18 protein-coding genes and 1 pseudogene are annotated in these 19175 nt (G+C 60.1%); 5 read left to right on the top strand and 14 right to left on the bottom strand.

Annotated elements, in window-relative coordinates; all coding sequences use genetic code 11:
* Positions 1 to 62 precede the first annotated feature (62 nt).
* The 5 genes from recG to exbB all read right to left on the bottom strand — a co-directional run bounded on the left by recG (position 63) and on the right by exbB (position 5491).
* Positions 63 to 2138: an ATP-dependent DNA helicase RecG gene (gene recG, locus AB4N74_RS23140; RefSeq protein ID WP_320336149.1), complete on the bottom strand. Its 2076-nt coding sequence runs from the start codon at positions 2136 to 2138 to the stop codon at positions 63 to 65.
* A 9-nt stretch (positions 2139 to 2147) separates the two neighbouring features.
* A complete protein-coding gene (locus AB4N74_RS23135) occupies positions 2148 to 3077 on the bottom strand; it encodes a hydrogen peroxide-inducible genes activator (protein WP_007920331.1) in 930 nt (309 codons plus the stop codon).
* Positions 3078 to 3353: 276 nt separating this feature from the next.
* Positions 3354 to 4100 carry an energy transducer TonB family protein gene (locus AB4N74_RS23130; RefSeq protein WP_093429658.1) on the bottom strand — a complete coding sequence of 249 codons (747 nt, stop codon included), beginning with the start codon at positions 4098 to 4100 and terminating at the stop codon, positions 3354 to 3356.
* Positions 4097 to 4525, bottom strand: coding sequence for a TonB system transport protein ExbD (gene exbD, locus AB4N74_RS23125; protein ID WP_007920333.1), 429 nt, complete (start codon positions 4523 to 4525; stop codon positions 4097 to 4099). Before exbD ends, AB4N74_RS23130 begins: the two co-directional genes overlap by 4 nt.
* Before the next feature lie 6 nt (positions 4526 to 4531).
* The gene (gene exbB / locus AB4N74_RS23120) at positions 4532 to 5491 is read right to left on the bottom strand and encodes a tonB-system energizer ExbB (protein WP_099757518.1); all 960 of its coding nucleotides are present in this window, start codon (positions 5489 to 5491) and stop codon (positions 4532 to 4534) included.
* Between the two features lie 188 nt (positions 5492 to 5679).
* Between exbB and AB4N74_RS23115 the strand changes: the two genes are divergently transcribed.
* Complete coding sequence (locus AB4N74_RS23115) at positions 5680 to 6537, top strand: SDR family oxidoreductase (protein ID WP_320336150.1); 858 nt, start codon at positions 5680 to 5682, stop codon at positions 6535 to 6537.
* A gap of 139 nt (positions 6538 to 6676) precedes the next feature.
* On the opposite strand, the gene AB4N74_RS23110 is transcribed toward AB4N74_RS23115, so the two are convergent.
* The 6 genes from AB4N74_RS23110 to AB4N74_RS23085 form a co-directional block, all read right to left on the bottom strand.
* Positions 6677 to 7417, bottom strand: a complete 741-nt coding sequence (locus tag AB4N74_RS23110; RefSeq protein ID WP_116254239.1) for a hypothetical protein — start codon at positions 7415 to 7417, stop codon at positions 6677 to 6679.
* 69 nt (positions 7418 to 7486) lie between these two features.
* Positions 7487 to 7867 carry a RidA family protein gene (locus AB4N74_RS23105; protein ID WP_003229509.1) on the bottom strand — a complete coding sequence of 127 codons (381 nt, stop codon included), beginning with the start codon at positions 7865 to 7867 and terminating at the stop codon, positions 7487 to 7489.
* 24 nt (positions 7868 to 7891) lie between these two features.
* Positions 7892 to 9997 (bottom strand): bifunctional GTP diphosphokinase/guanosine-3',5'-bis pyrophosphate 3'-pyrophosphohydrolase, encoded by a 2106-nt coding sequence (spoT, locus tag AB4N74_RS23100; protein WP_064589822.1) that lies wholly within the window; start codon positions 9995 to 9997, stop codon positions 7892 to 7894.
* 57 nt (positions 9998 to 10054) lie between these two features.
* Complete coding sequence (rpoZ, locus tag AB4N74_RS23095) at positions 10055 to 10318, bottom strand: DNA-directed RNA polymerase subunit omega (protein ID WP_003177259.1); 264 nt, start codon at positions 10316 to 10318, stop codon at positions 10055 to 10057.
* 167 nt (positions 10319 to 10485) lie between these two features.
* Positions 10486 to 11106 carry a guanylate kinase gene (gene gmk, locus AB4N74_RS23090; protein WP_008078609.1) on the bottom strand — a complete coding sequence of 207 codons (621 nt, stop codon included), beginning with the start codon at positions 11104 to 11106 and terminating at the stop codon, positions 10486 to 10488.
* Positions 11107 to 11118: 12 nt separating this feature from the next.
* Positions 11119 to 11982, bottom strand: a complete 864-nt coding sequence (locus tag AB4N74_RS23085; RefSeq protein ID WP_093429970.1) for a YicC/YloC family endoribonuclease — start codon at positions 11980 to 11982, stop codon at positions 11119 to 11121.
* 271 nt (positions 11983 to 12253) lie between these two features.
* On the opposite strand from AB4N74_RS23085, the gene rph reads away from it, so the two are divergent.
* The 3 genes from rph (at position 12254) to gltS (ending at position 14942) form a co-directional block, all read left to right on the top strand.
* Complete coding sequence (gene rph / locus AB4N74_RS23080) at positions 12254 to 12976, top strand: ribonuclease PH (protein WP_016985814.1); 723 nt, start codon at positions 12254 to 12256, stop codon at positions 12974 to 12976.
* A gap of 28 nt (positions 12977 to 13004) precedes the next feature.
* Complete coding sequence (locus tag AB4N74_RS23075) at positions 13005 to 13373, top strand: DUF4870 domain-containing protein (RefSeq protein ID WP_007920344.1); 369 nt, start codon at positions 13005 to 13007, stop codon at positions 13371 to 13373.
* A 357-nt stretch (positions 13374 to 13730) separates the two neighbouring features.
* On the top strand, positions 13731 to 14942 hold the full coding sequence (gene gltS, locus AB4N74_RS23070; protein WP_093429662.1) for a sodium/glutamate symporter: 1212 nt from the start codon (positions 13731 to 13733) through the stop codon (positions 14940 to 14942).
* A gap of 78 nt (positions 14943 to 15020) precedes the next feature.
* Here the strand turns inward: gltS and AB4N74_RS23065 are convergent, their stop codons facing one another.
* Positions 15021 to 15800, bottom strand: coding sequence for an exodeoxyribonuclease III (locus tag AB4N74_RS23065; protein WP_007920349.1), 780 nt, complete (start codon positions 15798 to 15800; stop codon positions 15021 to 15023).
* Positions 15801 to 15882: 82 nt separating this feature from the next.
* On the opposite strand from AB4N74_RS23065, the gene pyrE reads away from it, so the two are divergent.
* The gene (gene pyrE, locus AB4N74_RS23060) at positions 15883 to 16527 is read left to right on the top strand and encodes an orotate phosphoribosyltransferase (protein WP_008078597.1); all 645 of its coding nucleotides are present in this window, start codon (positions 15883 to 15885) and stop codon (positions 16525 to 16527) included.
* 168 nt (positions 16528 to 16695) lie between these two features.
* Here pyrE and argB read toward each other — a convergent pair whose 3' ends face one another.
* Together argB and AB4N74_RS23050 are read right to left on the bottom strand one after the other, a co-directional pair.
* The gene (gene argB / locus AB4N74_RS23055) at positions 16696 to 17601 is read right to left on the bottom strand and encodes an acetylglutamate kinase (protein WP_003229488.1); all 906 of its coding nucleotides are present in this window, start codon (positions 17599 to 17601) and stop codon (positions 16696 to 16698) included.
* 17 nt (positions 17602 to 17618) lie between these two features.
* Positions 17619 to 18995 (bottom strand): annotated as a pseudogene (locus AB4N74_RS23050) (phosphomannomutase/phosphoglucomutase); the annotation flags it as partial.
* Positions 18996 to 19175: the final 180 nt, after the last annotated feature.

The raw sequence follows: 19175 nt of genomic DNA, 5'->3' as shown, positions 1-19175 counted from the left end.
GAAACAATGGCAGGAGTATAACCAGCTTGATCAGAACGATCTGTCAGAAACTGCGACGGTGCTCACACTTGGCCGTATTGCTGCCCGTGGCGCAGCCAGCGATCGAGTAATGGGCTGACGTGGGTTGGCCAGCGTTCCAGCAAGGCTTGCGCGGCGTCGCGGACGGCGGGCAGCAGGTCGGCGTCGCGCATCAGGTCGGCGACCTTGAATTGCAGCAGGCCGGTCTGGCGGGTGCCGAGCATTTCCCCGGGACCGCGCAGTTCGAGGTCTTTTTCGGCGATGACGAAGCCGTCGTTGGTCTCGCGCATGATGCCCAGGCGCTGGCGTCCGATCTGTGACAGCGGCGGATGGTAGAGCAGCACGCAATGGCTGGCGGCGCTGCCCCGGCCAACGCGGCCGCGCAACTGGTGCAGTTGCGCGAGGCCGAGGCGCTCGGGGTTTTCGATGATCATCAGGCTGGCGTTGGGTACGTCGACGCCAACTTCGATCACTGTGGTTGCGACCAGCAGTTGCAGGTCGCCGGCCTTGAACTCGGCCATGACAGCGGCCTTCTCGACGGGCTTCATACGCCCGTGAATCAGCCCGACTTTCAGCTCGCCGAGGGCAAGAGTGAGGTCTTCAAACGTGGTTTCGGCGGCCTGACAGGTGAGCTCTTCGGATTCTTCAATCAGCGTGCATACCCAATAGGCCTGACGACCTTCGGCGCAGGCGCTGCGCACGCGCTCGATGACTTCGACGCGGCGGGTGTCGGTGACCAGCACGGTGTTGACCGGGGTGCGCCCGGGCGGCAGTTCGTCGAGGATCGAGGTGTCGAGGTCGGCGTAGGCGCTCATCGCCAGCGTCCGCGGAATCGGCGTGGCAGTCATGATCAGTTGGTGCGGGCACATGCGCCCGCCGACGCCTTTCTGCCGCAGCGCCAGACGTTGCTGCACGCCGAAGCGATGCTGTTCGTCGATGATCACCAGCGCGAGGTTCTTGAACTGCACTTCGTCCTGGAACAGCGCGTGGGTACCGACCACCATCGGCGTGCCGCTGGCGATCTGTTCCAGCGCGGCGACGCGGTTCTTGCCCTTGAGCTTGCCGGCCAGCCAAGCGACGTCTATGCCCAGCGGTTCGAGCCAGCGCTTGAAGGTGATGAAGTGTTGTTCGGCAAGGATCTCGGTCGGCGCCATCAGCGCAACCTGATAACCAGCCTCCAGCGCTTGCAACGCGGCGAGGGCGGCGACGACGGTTTTACCGGCGCCGACGTCGCCCTGAATCAGGCGCAGCATCGGTTCGTGCTGACTGAGGTCGTAGGCGATTTCGTTGCCGACGCGCTGTTGCGCGCCGGTCGGGTTGAAGCCGAGGTTGGCCAGGTATTTCGGCGGCAGCTTTTTGGCTTTCGGCATCGCGGGCGCGCGCAGGGAACGCATGCTTTCGCGCAGACGCTGTTGCGACAGTTGGTGCGTCAGCAGTTCTTCGAAAGCGAGGCGATGTTGCGCCCAGTGATGACCGAGGGCGAGTTCGTCGACGTCGGCGTCGGCGGGCGGGTTGTGCAGGTAGCGGATCGCATCGGCCAGCGGCGCCAGTTGATAGTCGCGCGCCAGCTCGGTCGGCAACCAGTCGGGCAGGGTGTCCGGCTTGAGCATGGTCAGCGTTTGCATGCACAACTGACGCAGACGTGCTTGGGTCAGGCCTTCGGTGAGCGGATAGACCGGGGTCAGGGTTTCATCCACGGGCGGCGGTTCGTCACCGGTAATGGCGCGATATTCCGGGTGGTAGATTTCCAGGCCGGACGCACCGGGCCGGGCTTCGCCGTAGCAGCGAACCCGCGTGCCGCGCTTGAGGCCTTCTTTCTGTGCGTTGCTGAAATGGTAGAAGCGCAGGCTGAGTCCGCCAGTGCCGTCCTGCAGGCGTACGACCAGGCTGCGGCGTCGGCCCATGACCACATCGGCGCCGCTGACGGTGCCTTCGACCACGGCGTCCTGCCCCGGCCGCAGAGCGCCGATCGGCACCACGCGGGTGCGATCCTGATAACGCAGCGGCAGGTGAAACAGCACGTCCTGAAGATTCTCCAGACCGACCTTGGCCAATTTCTCGGCCATGGCTTCGCCGACACCCTTGAGTGCCGTCACCGACACTTGCGACAGCTCCGTCATGACGCTCGCTTAACCGGCTGTAACCGGTGCCGCTGGCTTGGCCACCGAACACAGGCGAATGGAGTCGGCGAGGATCTCGATGGCTTTTGGCCGTGGGAAGCTCGCGCGCCAGGCAATGGCCACGGTGCGGAACGGCACCGGCGGCGACAGTGGGCGCACTTCGATCACGCCCGGGGCGTAGTGATGGCTGTCGACCGCCGACAGCGGCAGGATCGAGATGCCCAGACCGGACGCGACCATGTGGCGGATGGTTTCCAGCGAGCTGGATTCAACCGTGGTGTGCTTGGCGCCATCGTTGCCCTTGGTCAGGGTCGGGCAGGCTTCCAGCACTTGGTCGCGGAAGCAGTGGCCCTCGCCGAGCAGCAGCAGGCTCTTGTCGTTGAGCAGGCCGGCGTCGATGGTTTCTTTTTGCGTCCACGGGTGCTGCGCCGGCATCAGGACGTAGAACGGCTCGTCGTAGAGCGGCAGGGTCAGCACGTCGGCTTCGTTGAACGGCAGGGCGATGATGATCGCGTCGAGCTCGCCGTTGCGCAGTTTGTCGCGCAGCACGTGGGTGAAGTTTTCTTCGATGTACAACGGCATCTGCGGGGCGACCCGGTGCAGTTGCGGAATCAGGTGCGGGAACAGGTACGGGCCGACGGTGTAGATCGCGCCGACTTTCAGCGGTGCGGTCAGCTGGTTCTTGCCGGCCTGGGCCAGTTCGCGGATGCCTTGCGCTTGCTCGAGGACTTTCTGCGCCTGGGCGACGATGCCTTCGCCGACCGGGGTCAGGCGCACGGCGCTTTTGCTGCGCTCGAAAATCAGCACACCGAGTTCGTCTTCAAGCTTTTTCACGCCCACCGACAGGGTCGGCTGGCTGACGTGGCAACGTTCGGCGGCGTGGCCGAAATGCTGCTCTTGGGCGAGGGTGACGATGTAGCGTAATTCTGTGAGGGTCATAGCAAGCGTCCATGAAGATGCGGGCCAAGCATACCGGCTGCAATCGATAGACGCACGTTATCAGACTGAGTGAGGAATGCGACACCGGGCAATGTCGGTTTGCCGTTGCAAGATATGCAAAAGGCACCTTCGGTGCCTTTCTCTCGATTTAACGGTCGACTCATAACCCATGTGGGAGCGAGCCTGCTCGCGAAAGCGGTGGGTCAGACAAGCATGTGCTGACTGACACGACCTCTTCGCGAGCAGGCTCGCTCCCACAGGGTATTGCGGTGTTGCTTAGCGGCGGCGTTCGAGGGAGTAAACAAACGGCGCAACAATTTCGATCGAGCCGTTGGTCAACATGTCGGCCGGTGGCTTGGGCAGCGGTTGTGCGCGGCGGATCATTTCCAGGGTGGCCCGGTCCAGATCGGCGTTGCCTGAGCGGCCCACCAGTTCAAACGACAACACGTTGCCTTCGGCATCGACTACAAAACGCAGGCGGTTCAAGCCTTCCTTGCCCCGTGCCTGTGCACTTTGCGGGTACTTCTTGTACTTGGCCAAATGCGCAAGCAGAGTGCCTTGCCAACTGGCCTTGGCTGCCAACTGTGCCGGCGACGGGCCGGGCGCCGGTGCAGCGGATTTCTCCGTCGGTGCCGGGGTCGGTGGTGTATCGGCCGGTTTCTCCTCGGAAGGTTTTTCCTTCGGTGGATCAGGCAGCTTCTTCTCGACCGGCTTCGGCGGTTTAGGCTTTGGCTTCGGCTTGGGCTTCTGCACCGCGATTTCAGCTTTCGGTGCTTCGGCCAACTTCGGAATCGGCAGCTCTTCAACCGGAGCCGGTGGCTGCGGCGGTGTGACGACTTTCGGCGGAGCAGGCGGTGGCGGGGCTGGAACCGGGGCCAGCTCGACCATCATTGCCTGTGGGGGCAATTCGATGGGCGGGCGGGCGGTCCAGTTCAGTGCCAGCGCGATGGCCAGCGCATGCACGCCCAGCACCACGGCCAGGCTACCGCTGTAACGCGTCAGCTTATGGCGCGTCGTGATCATTTCTTGGCTGCCGTCTCAAGTCCGACCAGGCCGACCTTCAGGTAACCGGCGGAGCGCAGCTTGTCCATCACGCTCATCAGGTCGCCGTAATCCACGCCTTTATCAGCCTGGAAGAAGATAGTGGTGTCTTTCTTGCCCTGAGTCTTGGCGTCGAGCACGGCGCCAAGGGTTTCGGCTTTCACTTCGTCGTCGCCGATGTACAGGCGCTGGTCAGCTTTGACGCTGAGGAACACCGGTTTCTCTGGCCGCGGCGCCGGTTTGGCCGTCGAGGCCGGCAGGTCGACTTTGATGTCCACGGTGGCCAACGGAGCGGCCACCATGAAGATGATCAACAGCACCAGCATCACGTCGATGAACGGCGTGACGTTGATTTCGTGGTTCTCGGCCAGATCGTCGTCTGCGCCTTCTTTCAAATGCAGGCCCATGGCCGATTACCCCACTTTCACCATGTGCGGTTGCGAGCTGCGCTCAGGCTGGTGATCGAGGTCGCGGCTGACCAGCAGCAGAACTTCTGCCGACGCGTCGGAAACCTGCGCCTTGTAACCGGCGATGGAACGGGCGAAGACGTTGTAGATCACTACCGCAGGAATCGCCGCAACCAGACCCAATGCAGTGGCCAGCAGCGCTTCAGCAATACCGGGCGCTACGACAGCAAGGTTGGTGGTCTGGGTTTTGGCGATGCCGATGAAGGAGTTCATGATCCCCCACACGGTACCGAACAGGCCGACGAACGGCGCGGTGGAACCGATGGTGGCGAGGACGCCGGTGCCGCTGCTCATGTTGCGACCGCAGGCCGCTACCAGACGCTCGAGGCGGAAGCTCACGCGTTCCTTGATGCCTTCTTTCTCGCGGCTGTTGACCGACAAGCGCATCTCTTCGAGGGCGTCGTGCACCAACAGGTTGGCGAGGGTGCCTTCCTTGCCGGCGGTGGCGCTGGCTTCTTTAAGGGTGGTGGCTTTTTTCAGAGCGGCGATTTCGCCACGCAGACGACGTTTGGCGCCCATCAGCTCGAAGCCTTTGGCGATCCAGATGGTCCAGGTGATGATCGAAGCGATGGCCAGACCGATCATCACGATTTTCACGATGATGTCGGCGTTCTGGTACATGCCCCACGGCGACAGGTCGTGGGCCATGCCCAGGCTGTTGTCCGCTTCGAGAACTTCAGGTACGTCGGCAGCGTCTACCGCTTGCACTGGATCAGTGGCAGCGGGAGCAGCGGCAGGCGCGTTGGCGGCCGGTGCGTGCTGTTCGGTCGCGGCCGGGGCTGCTGGCGCTTGTGCGTCGGCGAACGCGGCGGTCGGTGCCAGCATCATGCTGAGCAGCAGAGCCGCCAGCGCGCTCCAGGCGCGAGGTCGATTGGTTGGCGAAGCGGGGATTTGATTGCGTGTCATGCTGGCCGGACCTGAGATAGAAAAACGTTGATGCTCTTCCAGGCCTCGTGAGGCCGAGAACAAAAGTGAGGTGCATTATTGCAAGTAATTCTTGTTAACAAAAGTAATAGAGTATCTTTTTTTCCTTCATTGCTAGCCGCCCGTCCTTTGCCAGCGCTAGTCTGTGTCTTTCCGATAGGAGTTTTTTGATGTCCGCGCCTTCTGTTTTGATTGCCGGTTGTGGTGATGTCGGCAGTCGTCTGGCCAGGCAATTGCTGGCGGCTGGTTGGGAAGTTCACGGCCTGCGCCGGGATGTTTCGAAGCTGCCTGCTGGGGTGATCGGCGTTGCCGGCGACCTGTTCAACGAAGACTGCCCGGCGACCTGGCCGGTGGGTGCCGTGGACTATCTGGTGTATTGCGCTGCAGCGACTGATCACGATGAGGCCGGTTATCGCGCGGCTTATGTTCAGGGTTTGCAGAATGTCCTGAGCTGGCTGGACGATTACGGGCAAGTGCCTGAGCGGCTGCTGTTCGTATCCAGCAGCAGTGTCTACGGTCAGCAGGATGGCGAGTGGGTTGACGAGGCATCCGCGACGGTCGCTGCGGGTTATTCCGGGCGACTGATGCTCGAAGCAGAGCAGGTGGCTCTAAACAGTGGAATCCCTGCGAGCATCCTGCGCCTGACCGGGATTTACGGCCCGGGTCGCGAATGGCTGCTGACTCAGGTGCGTCGCGGTTATCGCGTCGCGGTGGAGCCGCCGCTGTATGGCAACCGGATTCACGCTGACGACGCGGCGGGATTGCTGGCGTTTCTGCTGGAGAAGGATCGGCAGGGCGTGAAGCTGGAGGATTTCTACATCGGCGTGGACGATGCACCGGCACCGTTGGCCGAAGTGGTGGGCTGGTTGCGTGAGTATCTGGGCGTTACCGAATGGGCGGAAGACGCCAGCGTTCGGCGCACGGGCAGCAAGCGTTGCAGCAATGCCCGGGCGAAAGCGTTGGGCTGGACGCCAGCGTACCCAAGTTACCGCGAGGGCTATGCCGCGATCCTCGAAGGTAAGTGCTGACTTCCTGACACCCCAAAACAACTGTAGGAGTGAGCCTGCTCGCGATAGCGGTCTAACATTCAACACTTATGCTGACTGTTACACCGCTATCGCGAGCAGGCTCACTCCTACAGGTGATTTCTGCGAATTGAGGTCCGGGTTACTGCTTCTCCAGCAACCACTTACGCTCGCCCGGCGTGTATTGCGGCATTTCATCCGCCAGCGCGGTGTTCACCGCCTGGAAAATCTCCAGTTCCTTGCCCTTGCGCGCAAAGATGTAGGCATTGCCCTGACCGTTGAGCTGCAACCACATGTTGTCGTTGGTACTGCTCATCGAAGCGCAATCACCTGCCAGGCACAAGGCATAACGGTCGGCTCCTGGCAGCCCGGAGACCTGGCCGTCAGCCTGAAACTGCACGGTGCCGCCTTCGCCCTGACCGCTGGCGATTGTCCAGTTGCCGCCCATGTAGGCGGAATACAGCGCGCGCTCGAAACTGGCGCCAATCGGTGCGCCTTCCGGCACCGGAATCTGTGCGCGGTCGAACACCTGCTCGGGTTCGTTCTCGCTGGCGGCTTGCTGCAGTTGCCCGCCGTCGCGTTTCAGCTCGCTGGCGGAGCTGCCATAGAAGTCGACTTTCCAGGCGCCGGATTTCTCACCCAGCAGCCGTCCTTCGACGTTCTCAAAGCCGTTGGTGTAGCGGGCCTGACCGGCCTTGGTGTTGACGTCCCACTCAAGGTTCGGGCCGTAAGCCTGAAGCGCTTCGCGCAGGGGGCCGCCCTTGGCTGCGGCATCGATCGCCACCTGGTTGATCCAGGTGCCGCTGATGTCACGGTCGGCAGGGTTGCTGGCGCAGCCGCCGAGGAAAATGGCGAGCAGCGGGAGAGCTAGCGCTTTGCGCATGGTGGAATCCTTTCAAAACCTTTTCTTGCTGAGCAGTCGGCGCGGCGTTTGAAGGCCGCGCCGTGCGCATCACTCGATGACCAGAATGGCATCCATTTCAACCTGCGAACCCTTTGGCAGGGCAGCCACGCCGATGGCGGCGCGAGCCGGGTATGGCTGGTCGAAGTACTTGCCCATGATCTCGTTGACCTTGGCGAAGTGGCTCAGGTCGGTGAGGAAGATGTTCAGTTTGACGATGTCCTTGAACGAACCGCCAGCGGCTTCAGCCACGGCTTTGAGGTTCTCGAATACCTGGACGGTCTGGGCTTCGAAGCCTTCAACCAGTTCCATGGTTTTTGGGTCCAGAGGAATCTGGCCCGACATGTAAACGGTGTTGCCTGCCTTGATCGCCTGGGAGTAAGTACCGATGGCGGCCGGGGCCTTGTCGCTGGTGATTACGGTTTTGGTCATATATGACTCCTTGTAATAGGCAGGTTATGCACGCATGCGGGTGATGCGGATCACCCCGGTCAAGGCGCGCAGCTTCTTGATCACGCGGGCCAGGTGCACACGGTCGTGGACGCTGACCACCAACTGGACCACGCTGATGCGACCATCGCGCTCGTCCATGCTGATTTTCTCGATATTGCCGTCGGCTGCGTTGACGCTGCTGGCCAGCAGGGCAATCAGGCCGCGCTGGTGTTCCAGCTCGACGCGCAGTTCGACGTTGAATTCGCCGGTGACATCCTTGGCCCACGAGAGCTGGATGCATTTTTCCGGGTTGTGCCTGATTTCGCTGATGTTACGGCAGTTGTCCAGGTGCACGACCATGCCTTTGCCCGCCGACAGGTGCCCGACAATCGGGTCGCCCGGGATCGGCGTGCAGCACTTGGCGTAGCTCAGCACCAGACCTTCGGTACCGCGAATCGCCAGCGGGCCTTCCGGGCTTGGCAACTGTTCGCCTTCGCCAAGCAGGCGGCGGGCGACCACGTAGGCCATGCGGTTACCCAGGCCAATGTCTTCGAGCAAATCTTCGATCAGTTCGAGGCGGTACTCGGTGAGCATGGCTTTGACGCGTTCGGCCGGGATCTTTTCCAGCGCGCTGTCGAAGCCGTTGAGCACTTTGTTCAGCAAGCGTTCGCCGAGGCTGATGGACTCCGAGCGACGTTGCAGTTTCAGCGCATGACGGATGTGCGTGCGCGCCTTGCCCGTGACCACGAAGTTGAGCCACGCCGGATTCGGTCGGGCGCCGGGTGCGCTGACGATCTCGACCGTGGAGCCGCTTTGCAGCGGTTCGGACAGCGGCGCGAGACGGCGGTTGATCCGGCAGGCAATGCAGCTGTTGCCGACGTCGGTGTGTACCGCGTAGGCAAAGTCGACCGCCGTGGAGCCTTTCGGCAGCTCCATGATCCGGCCTTTGGGCGTGAACACATAGACCTCGTCCGGGAACAGGTCGATCTTCACACTCTCGATGAATTCCAGCGAGTTGCCGGCGCGTTGCTGCATCTCCAGCACGCCTTTGACCCACTGGCGGGCGCGGGCGTGAGTGCCTTTCGGCTGTTCGTCACCGCTGGACTTGTACAGCCAATGGGCGGCGATGCCGTTGTTGGCCATCTCTTCCATTTCGCGGGTGCGGATCTGGATTTCGATCGGTACGCCGTGCATGCCGAACAGCGTGGTGTGCAGCGACTGATAGCCGTTGGCCTTGGGAATCGCGATGTAATCCTTGAAGCGCCCTGGCAACGGTTTGTACAAATTATGTACAGCACCCAGCACGCGGTAGCAGGTATCGACCTTGTCGACGATGATCCGGAACGCATAGACGTCCATGATCTCGTTGAAGGCCCGACGCTTGCCGCGCATTTTCTTGTAGATGCCGTAGAGGTGTTTCTGCCGACCGCTGACTTCGCCCTGGATGCCGTCGATGGCGAGGCAATGGCCAAGGGATTCTTCGATTTTGTTGACGATTTCCTTGCGGTTGCCCCGGGCGCGTTTGACCGCTTGGTAGATCCGCGCGGAACGCATCGGGTGCATGGCCTTGAAGCCAAGGTCTTCAAATTCGATACGAATGGCATGCATGCCCAGCCGGTTGGCGATGGGCGCGTAGATTTCCAGGGTTTCCTTGGCGATGCGTCGGCGCTTTTCGCCGGACAGCACTTCCAGCGTGCGCATGTTGTGCAGGCGGTCGGCGAGTTTGACCAGGATCACGCGAATGTCGCGTGCCATGGCCATGGCCATTTTCTGGAAGTTTTCGGCTTGGGCTTCGGCCTTGGTCTCGAAATTCATCTGGGTCAGTTTGCTGACCCCGTCGACCAGTTCGGCCACGGTTTCACCGAACTGCGCTTGCAGCGCTTCTTTGGCGATACCGGTGTCTTCGATCACGTCATGCAGCATCGCCGCCATCAGGCTCTGATGGTCCATGTGCATGTCGGCAAGAATATTGGCCACGGCAAGAGGATGCGTGACGTACGCCTCGCCGCTGCGACGGCGTTGACCGTCATGGGCTTGTTCGGCGTAGAAATACGCTCGGCGGACCAGGTTGACCTGGTCGTTGCCGAGGTAGGTCGATAAGCGATCGGCGAGGGCGTCTATGCTCGGCATGATGATTCCTGCCGTAAGCTGTGATCCCGCGCCGTGCTACGTCGACCAGGCATAGGCTTAGACGGCCTCGTTGGACTCGTCCTCGAACGCTGCAAACAGCGGTTCGTCTTCGACGATCTCAGCGTTGGCGATGAACTCGTAGCTCATCAGGCCTTCAGCGATTTCACGCAGGGCGACAACGGTCGGCTTGTCGTTTTCCCACTGAACCAGTGGCTCTTTGCCGCCGGTGGCCAGTTGACGGGCACGCTTGGTAGAGAGCATGACCAGCTCAAAGCGGTTTTCCACGTGTTCTAGGCAGTCTTCAACGGTTACGCGGGCCATGGTATTCCTCGGAGCGAATGCAATATGCGCGCTGCCCGGTTGGGCGAGCGGACTCAACAGTTTAAAAAAACACCAGCGATTAGGGAAGCGCTGATTTTTTGACCAAGCCCTTCAACGCGCTGCAAGCACCAATGTAAAGCGCTTGCAGCTGTTTTGGGAAGTGCTGATTATCCGAGCAATTCGGCCAGCAATTTGCCGAAACGTACTTGCTGGCGTTTCTGCTGGAGTTGATTGGCGCGGAAAATCGCCTTCAGATCGTCCAGTGCGTGAGCAAAATCGTCGTTGATGATCAGGTAGTCGTATTCGACATAGTGACTCATCTCGCTGACCGCTTCGCGCATCCGCCCGTCAATGATCTCGTCGCTGTCCTGACCGCGATTGGTCAGGCGTTGGTGCAGGGCCTGAAGCGACGGCGGCAGGATAAAGATCGAGCGTGCTTGCGGCATCAGCTTGCGTACTTGCTCGGCGCCTTGCCAGTCGATTTCCAGAATCAGGTCGTGACCTTCGTCCAGCGTCTGCTGCAGGCGGCTTTGCGAGGTGCCGTAGAAGTTGCCGAAGACTTCGGCGCGTTCGAGGAAGTCGCCATGCTCGCCCATCTTCACGAACTCTTCGCGGGTCACGAAGTGATAGTTCACGCCGTCCACTTCACCCGGACGCATGGCGCGGGTGGTGTGGGAAACCGAAACGCGAATTTCCGGTATGGCGTCGGTCAAGGCCTTGACCAGGCTGCTCTTGCCCGCGCCCGATGGCGCGGAAATGATGTACAGGGTGCCGGTGCTGTGGGTCATGTCGGGGTAGCCTTACTCAATATTCTGCACTTGTTCGCGCATCTGCTCGATCAACACCTTGAGGTTGACGGCGGCTTGGGTGCTGCGCGGGTCGAAGGCCTTGGAGCCCAGTGTGTTGGCTTCGCGGTTGAGTTCCTGCATCAGGAAGTCCAGGCGCCGACCAGCGGCACCGCCGGACTTGAGCACCCGGCGAACTTCGATGATGTGGGTGCTCAGGCGATCCAGTTCTTCGGCCACGTCGCTCTTTTGCGCGAGGATGACCATTTCCTGTTCGAGACGCTGCGGATCCAGCTCGGCCTTCATGTCAGCGAAGCGATCGAGGACTTTCTGACGCTGGGTCGCGAGCATCTGCGGCACCAGTTCACGCAGGGTCACCACGTCTTCTTCAATGGAGGTCAGACGCTCGTTGATCAGGCGTGCCAGTTCCGCGCCTTCGCGCTCGCGGCCGGCCTTCAACTCTTTCAGGCCTTGATTGAACAGCGCCAGTGCGTCGGCATTCAGCGCCTGCGGGTCGCTCGCATCGCCCACCAGTACGCCGGGCCAGGCCAGCACTTCCAGCGGGTTGAGTGCGGCAGGGTTCTTGATCAGGCCAGCCACGGTCTCAGCCGCTGCGACCAGCTGCGCGGCGCGCTCGCGATCGACTTGCAGGGTTTTGCCGGTGCTTTCTTCGGTGAAACGCAGGGTGCATTCCAGTTTGCCCCGCGACAGGCCCTGACGCAGCGCTTCACGCACCGCGCCTTCGAGGTCGCGAAACGACTCCGGCAGGCGCAGGTGCGGTTCCAGATAGCGGCTGTTCACCGAGCGCAGTTCCCAGCTCAGGGTGCCCTGTGCGCCGGCTTTTTCGACGCGGGCGAAGGCGGTCATGCTGTGCACCATGGCGGTGACCTCGCAAATGCAGATCGGCGCGAAACCTGTGTTCCGCAGGCGCGATATGTATGAATTTAAGCCGACTGGCAGCAAAGGCGCAGGATTGTAGCGCAGTGCGGCGAATGCGCCCAAACACACGGTGTGACAAAGGGCTGCATCCCGTCGGTAACGGGTGTTTCAGGGCCTTCGATCGTCGGGCTGGATTTTTAACGAGTGCCCACGCGCGGTGCAGCGCTCTATAATGCTCGGCAGTTTTCCGTCCCCAGTACAGGTATTCCCTATGAAACGTCCAAGTGGTCGCGCTGCCGATCAGCTCCGCTCGATCCGCATTACCCGCAACTACACCAAACACGCCGAGGGATCCGTACTGGTCGAATTCGGTGATACCAAAGTCATCTGCACCGTCAGCGTCGAAAACGGTGTACCGCGCTTCCTCAAAGGCCAGGGCCAGGGTTGGTTGACCGCCGAATACGGCATGCTGCCGCGCGCCACTGGCGAGCGTAACCAGCGTGAAGCGAGCCGTGGCAAGCAGGGCGGTCGCACCCTGGAAATCCAGCGCCTGATCGGCCGTTCCCTGCGCGCTGCGCTGGACATGTCCAAGCTGGGCGATGTGACCCTGTACGTCGACTGCGACGTGATCCAGGCCGACGGTGGTACTCGCACGGCTTCGATCACCGGCGCCATGGTTGCACTGGTTGATGCACTGAAAGTAATCAAGAAGCGTGGCGGCCTGAAGGGTGGCGATCCGCTCAAGCAGATGATCGGTGCCGTGTCGGTCGGCATGTATCAGGGCGAGGCCGTGCTGGATCTGGACTATCTTGAAGATTCCGCCGCCGAGACTGACCTCAACGTGGTGATGACCAGCACCGGTGGCTTCATCGAGGTGCAGGGCACGGCTGAAGGCGCGCCGTTCCAGCCTGAAGACTTGAACGCCATGCTGGAACTGGCCAAGCAAGGCATGAACGAAATCTTCGAACTGCAAAAGGCTGCACTGGCCGACTGAGCAGGTTCATAACCGCAAGGAGGACGCGATGAGTGACGAACAAGAATTGCTGCCCAAACCGAGCCAGGAGGTTCGCCAGTGGGCGATGTTTTGTCACTTGTCCGCCTTGCTGGGGATCTGGATCCCGTTCGGCAATCTGATCGGGCCGTTGATCCTCTGGCAGATGAAGCGCGAAACGGACCCGTTCATCGACGCTCAAGGCAAGGAGGCGCTGAATTTTCAGATCACCGTCGCCATCGCCTCGTTGATCTGTTTCCTGCTGATGGTGCTGATCATCGGGTTCTTCCTGTTGGGGATACTGGCCATTGGTGCGCTGGTATTGACCATCATCGCCGGTGTGAAGGCCAATGAAGGTTTTCCTTACCGATATCCGTTTACCTGGCGGCTGATCAAATAAGGCGCTCGAAAAGTTTTAAAACAAATGCCCTGACCTGTCAGGGCATTTTATTAATGCAACAAAATTAATCGTTATTATGGGTAGGAATGATCTGATCGCGATGATCGGTCGATACTCTTTCTGTATATACACTTTTAGTCACAACTGCATCGGCTTAGTTAGGATTCATGGCCTTGGAATCAAAGGCGACGATTGTTAAAGTTGCTCGGATAATATTTCTCCTGAAATATTAAGATATATTCAAGCCATCGAAGGCTATTGAATTTCCGAGTAATCAGTGTTGAGACAATAAGCCGGTTCATGAGGCGCGTGCAGGTAAACAGCTCGCCTCTGAATATCTAGCCAAGAATAATCCCAATGATTCAGCTTGATTTTTACGGAACACTTGTCGCCGCTTCCTTAGTGCTTCTACTTGGGCGTGGGCTCGTTATGCGTGTTGGTTTCATGCGCAGTTACAACATTCCCGAACCTGTCGCGGGTGGCCTGGTAGTTGCCTTGATCTTGTTGCTGCTGCGAACGCTCAATATTGAAATTCGTTTCGATACTTCGCTGCAGACACCTTTGATGCTGGCCTTTTTTGCCACCATTGGTCTAAGTGCAGACTTTGCCAGCTTGAAGAAAGGCGGGCGCGTTGTCGGGATATTTCTATTGGCAGTCACCGGATTGTTGGTAGTGCAGAATGCGATGGGGATCGGGCTGGCAACAATGCTCGGGCTCGATCCATTGATGGGACTGCTGACCGGATCGATCACCTTGGCGGGCGGTCACGGCACTGGGGCTGCGTGGGGTACGGTATTCAGTGAGAAATACGGTCTGGCATCTGCGTCGGAGCTGGCGATGGCTTCCGCGACGTTTGGCCTGGTGCTGGGTGGTTTGATCGGCGGACCAGTCGCGCGCTTGCTCATCAAGCGAGTGCAGGTGCCCGGTTGTCAGAGTCCGGATGCGCCGCTGCGGTTGCCGAAAGGCTTCGAGCAACCAAACAAAGAACGCTCGATTACCCCGTTTTCGTTTATAGAAACACTCGCCCTGATCGCGGTCAGTTTGCTGGCGGGCAATCTGTTGAACGGCCTGCTGCAGGGCACCGCATTCGAGTTGCCGACGTTCGTTTGTGTTCTGTTTGTTGGCGTGGTCTTGCGTAACGGGCTTTCGGCGTTGGGTCTGTATCAGGTGTTCGAGCGTGAGGTGTCGGTGCTGGGCAATGTCAGCTTGTCGCTGTTTCTGGCGATTGCCCTGATGTCGCTCAAACTGTGGGATCTGGCAGCATTGGCGCTGCCCATCTTCATCATCCTGGCAGTGCAGGCGCTGGTCATGGCGTTGTTCGCGATTTTCGTGACATTCCGGATGATGGGGCGCAACTACGACGCGGCCGTGCTGGCGGCAGGGCACTGCGGTTTTGGCCTGGGTGCCACGCCGACTGCCATTGCCAACATGCAGGCCGTGACGCAGCGCTACGGCCCCTCGCAGATCGCGTTTCTGGTGGTGCCGATGGTTGGAGCGTTCTTCATCGACATTATCAATGTCATCGTGATCAAGCTGTATCTGGCCTTACCGTTCTTCGCGGCAGTCTGAGTTCGAATCTGCTGCACTGTGAGGCACAAAAAATGCCCGTATCTTGCGATACGGGCATTTTTAACTGCGAAACTACGCTTAGATGGTCAGCGTCCAGTCGTAGTCGACGATCAGCGGTGCGTGCTGCGAGAACCGTGGCTGACGCGGCAGGCGAGCACTGCGCACGAAGCGCCGCAGGCCCGGGGTCAGGATCTGGTAATCGAAACGCCAGCCCAGATTGAGCATCTCGGCCTGTTCGTTGTCCGGCCACCAGCTGTACTGGTCGCCTTCGCGGCTGACTTCGCGCAGGGCATCGACATAGCCCATGTTGCCGACAATCTCGTCCATCCAGGCGCGTTCTGGCGCCAGGAAGCCCGGGGATTGCTGGCTGTCGCGCCAGTTCTTGATGTCGAGCTTCTGCTGCGCCACGTACAGCGAGCCACAATAAATGTACTCGCGACGTTTGCGCCGCTGTTTGTCCAGGTACTTGCCGAAGTCGTCCATGAGCTTGAACTTCTGGTTCAAGTCCTCATCGCCGTTCATCCCCGAAGGAAGCAGCAAGGTGGCAATACTGACTTTGTCGAAATCTGCTTGCAGGTAGCGCCCGTAGCGGTCGGCCGTCTCGAAACCGAGACCGCTGATGACAGCCTTCGGTTGCAACCGCGAATACAAAGCCACGCCGCCTTGGGCAGGGACTTCAGCATCGCAGGCATAAAGGAAGTAGCCATCCAGTTGGAAGGCTGGGTCATCCAGTTCAAAGGCGGAGGCACGGGTGTCCTGCAGGCAGATGACGTCGGCATTCTGTGCTTGCAGCCAACTGAGCAAACCACGCTCGACTGCAGCCTGAATACCATTGACGTTCACACTGATGATCCGCATAAATGGCCCCAAAAATCGCGTGCGTGTATGATACACGGCGTCAAGCTAATTAGCTAAATCCGTGGTATTTGGGGTTTTTTTCATGCAAGCGTATCAGCGCGATTTCATTCGTTTTGCCATCGATCGCGGCGTTTTGCGCTTCGGTGAGTTCACCCTGAAGTCCGGGCGCACCAGTCCTTACTTCTTCAATGCCGGCCTGTTCAACTCGGGTTCGGCCCTGGCGCAGCTGGGGCGTTTCTACGCGGCAGCCATCGCTGAGAGCGGCATTCCCTTCGACGTTCTGTTCGGCCCGGCCTACAAAGGCATCCCGTTGGCGGCAACCACCGCTGTGGCACTGGCCGAGCACCACGACCGTGATCTGCCGTGGTGCTTCAACCGCAAGGAAGCCAAGGCCCACGGCGAGGGCGGTAGTCTGGTCGGCGCGCCACTGACTGGCGATGTGCTGATCATTGATGACGTAATTACGGCCGGTACAGCAATCCGCGAAGTGATGCAGATCATCGCTTCCCAGGACGGTGCCAAGGCTGCGGGCGTGCTGATTGCGCTGAACCGTCAGGAACGTGGCAACGGTGAATTGTCGGCCATTCAAGAAGTCGAGCGTGATTTCGGTATCCCGGTGATCAGCATTGTTTCGCTGAATCAGGTGCTGGAATTCCTTGCCGATGATCCGCAGCTCAAGCAACACCTGCCCGCCGTGGAAGCCTATCGCGCCCAGTTCGGCGTTTAACCGCAGAGCACTGTGGGAGCGAGCCTGCTCGCGAAGAGGCCTTCACATTTAACATTGATGTGATGCAGAGACCGCTTTCGCGAGCAGGCTCGCTCTCACAGGGAATGTGGTGCAAAAAAAGACCCCGCTCAGCCAGGCTGAGCGGGGTCTTTTGGTTTACGTCAGCGCTTATGGGCGCTTGCGATTGCTGATCAGCGTGCCCACACCGGTGTCGGTGAAGATTTCCAGCAGGATCGCGTTCGGCACGCGACCGTCGATGATCAGCGAGCTGCCCACGCCGCCCTGAACCGCTTCCAGTGCGCAACGAATCTTCGGCAGCATACCGCCGTAGATAGTGCCGTCGGCGATCAGGTCGTCGACCTGCTGCGTGCTCAGGCCGGTCAACACGGTGCCCGACTTGTCCATCAGGCCGGCAATATTGGTCAGCAACATCAGCTTCTCGGCTTTCAGTGCCTCGGCGACTTTACCGGCCACCAGATCCGCGTTGATGTTGTACGACTCGCCGTTCTCACCCACGCCGATCGGCGCGATCACCGGGATGAAGTTGCCTTTGACCAGCAGGTTCAGCAGTTCGGTATTGATCCCGACCACTTCGCCGACCTGACCGATGTCGATGATTTCCGGTTGAGTCATCTCCGGCGTCTGACGGGTGACGGTGAGCTTCTTCGCACGAATCAGCCCGGCGTCTTTACCGGTCAGGCCGATGGCGCTGCCGCCGTGACGGTTGATCAGGTTGACGATGCTTTTGTTGACCTGGCCGCCAAGGACCATTTCGACCACGTCCATGGTCGCGGCGTCGGTGACGCGCATGCCATCGACGAAGTGGCTTTCGATCGACAGACGCTTGAGCAGATCGCCGATCTGCGGGCCGCCACCGTGAACCACGACCGGGTTGATGCCCACGGCTTTCATCAAGACGATGTCGCGCGCAAAGCCGGTTTTCAGCTCCTCGCTTTCCATCGCGTTGCCGCCGTATTTGATCACCAGGGTCTTGCCGACATAACGTCGGATGTAAGGCAACGCTTCGGACAGGACCTGGGCGGTATGGGCGGCGGCTTCGCGTTCGAGGGTCATTCAGGGCTCCGGGTGGATCAGAACGGTAGTTGGAGATCAGGTGCAACGCGTTTCAGTTGGGCGTGGAACACATCCTTGATGCGTTGCAATTCAGCCTCGTCATCGGCCTCGAAGCGCAGCACCAGCACCGGTGTGGTGTTGGACGCGCGCACCAGGCCCCAGCCTTTGGCGTAATCGACTCGCACGCCGTCGATGGTGGTCAGGTCAGCGCCTGCGCCCCACTGTGCGTCGTGCAGTGCATCAATGATGCTGAATTTGCTCTCTTCGGTCACATGGATATTGATTTCCGGCGTAGAAATATCGTTCGGGAACGTCGCAAACAGCTCTTCCGCGGTGGATTTTTCCTTGCTGAGGATCTCCAGCAGCCGTGCGGCGCTGTAGATGCCGTCGTCAAAACCGAACCAGCGCTCCTTGAAGAAGATGTGCCCGCTCATTTCCCCGGCCAATAGCGCACCGGATTGTTTCATTTTCTTTTTGATCAACGAATGACCGGTCTTCCACATTAGCGGACGACCACCGTATTCCTTGATCAGCGGCACCAGGCGACGGGTGCATTTGACGTCGAAGATGATTTCCGCGTCCGGGTTGCGCGCGACCACGTCACGGGCGAACAGCATCAGCAGGCGGTCGGGATAAACGATGCTGCCGGTGTTGGTCACCACGCCGACGCGATCGCCGTCGCCGTCGAAAGCCAGGCCGATATCGGCGTTGGTTTCCTTGACCTTGGCGATCAGGTCGACGAGGTTCTCAGGCTTGCCAGGATCCGGGTGGTGGTTGGGGAAGTTGCCATCGACCTCGCAGAACAGCGGGATGACTTCGCAATTCAGCGCTTCGATCAGTTGTGGGGCGATCACACCGGCCGCGCCGTTGCCGCAGTCGACCACGACCTTCATGCGCCGTGCCAGTTTGATGTCCTGGACGATTTCGGTGTTGTAGCGGTCGAGGATCTCGACCTGAGTGACACTGCCGGTGCCGCTGCTCAAGTTGTTGCTCTTGAGGCGCTCGTGCAGGGCCTGGATCTGTTCGTTGGCGAGGGTGTCGCCGGCGATGACGATCTTGAAACCGTTGTAGTTCGACGGGTTGTGGCTGCCGGTGAGCATCACCCCGGATTTGCCGGCCAGGACGTTGGCGGCGTAGTACAGCGCGGGCGTTGGCACCAGGCCGACATCGCTGACGTGGCAGCCGCTTTCGGCGATGCCGCGAATCAGTTCTGCAACCAGCTCCGGGCCGGACAGGCGGCCGTCGCGACCGACGGAAACGTTCGGTTCACCTTGGGCCAGGCTCTGCGAACCGATGGCGCGGCCGATCCAGTAAGCGGTTTCGGCATTGAGGAATTCCGGCACGGTGCCGCGAATGTCATAGGCGCGGAAAATGCTGTCGGGCAGCTTCGGGGCGATCTTGGCTGGGGTGCTCATCTACGGAAATGCTCCATCTCGAAAGTGGCGGGACAGACCGACGAATCGTTCGACGGCAGGCTCAAACTGAAGGGTATGACGGCGTTTTCCACGGAGAGTTCGTGGTATGAAAGGGCCATGACGCCTCGGCGGGCGTGGCTTTCGGCCGGCAAAACCTTG

The organism is Pseudomonas sp. H3_C08, assembly GCF_054669455.1.
This window is presented reverse-complemented; position numbering and strand designations above follow the sequence as displayed.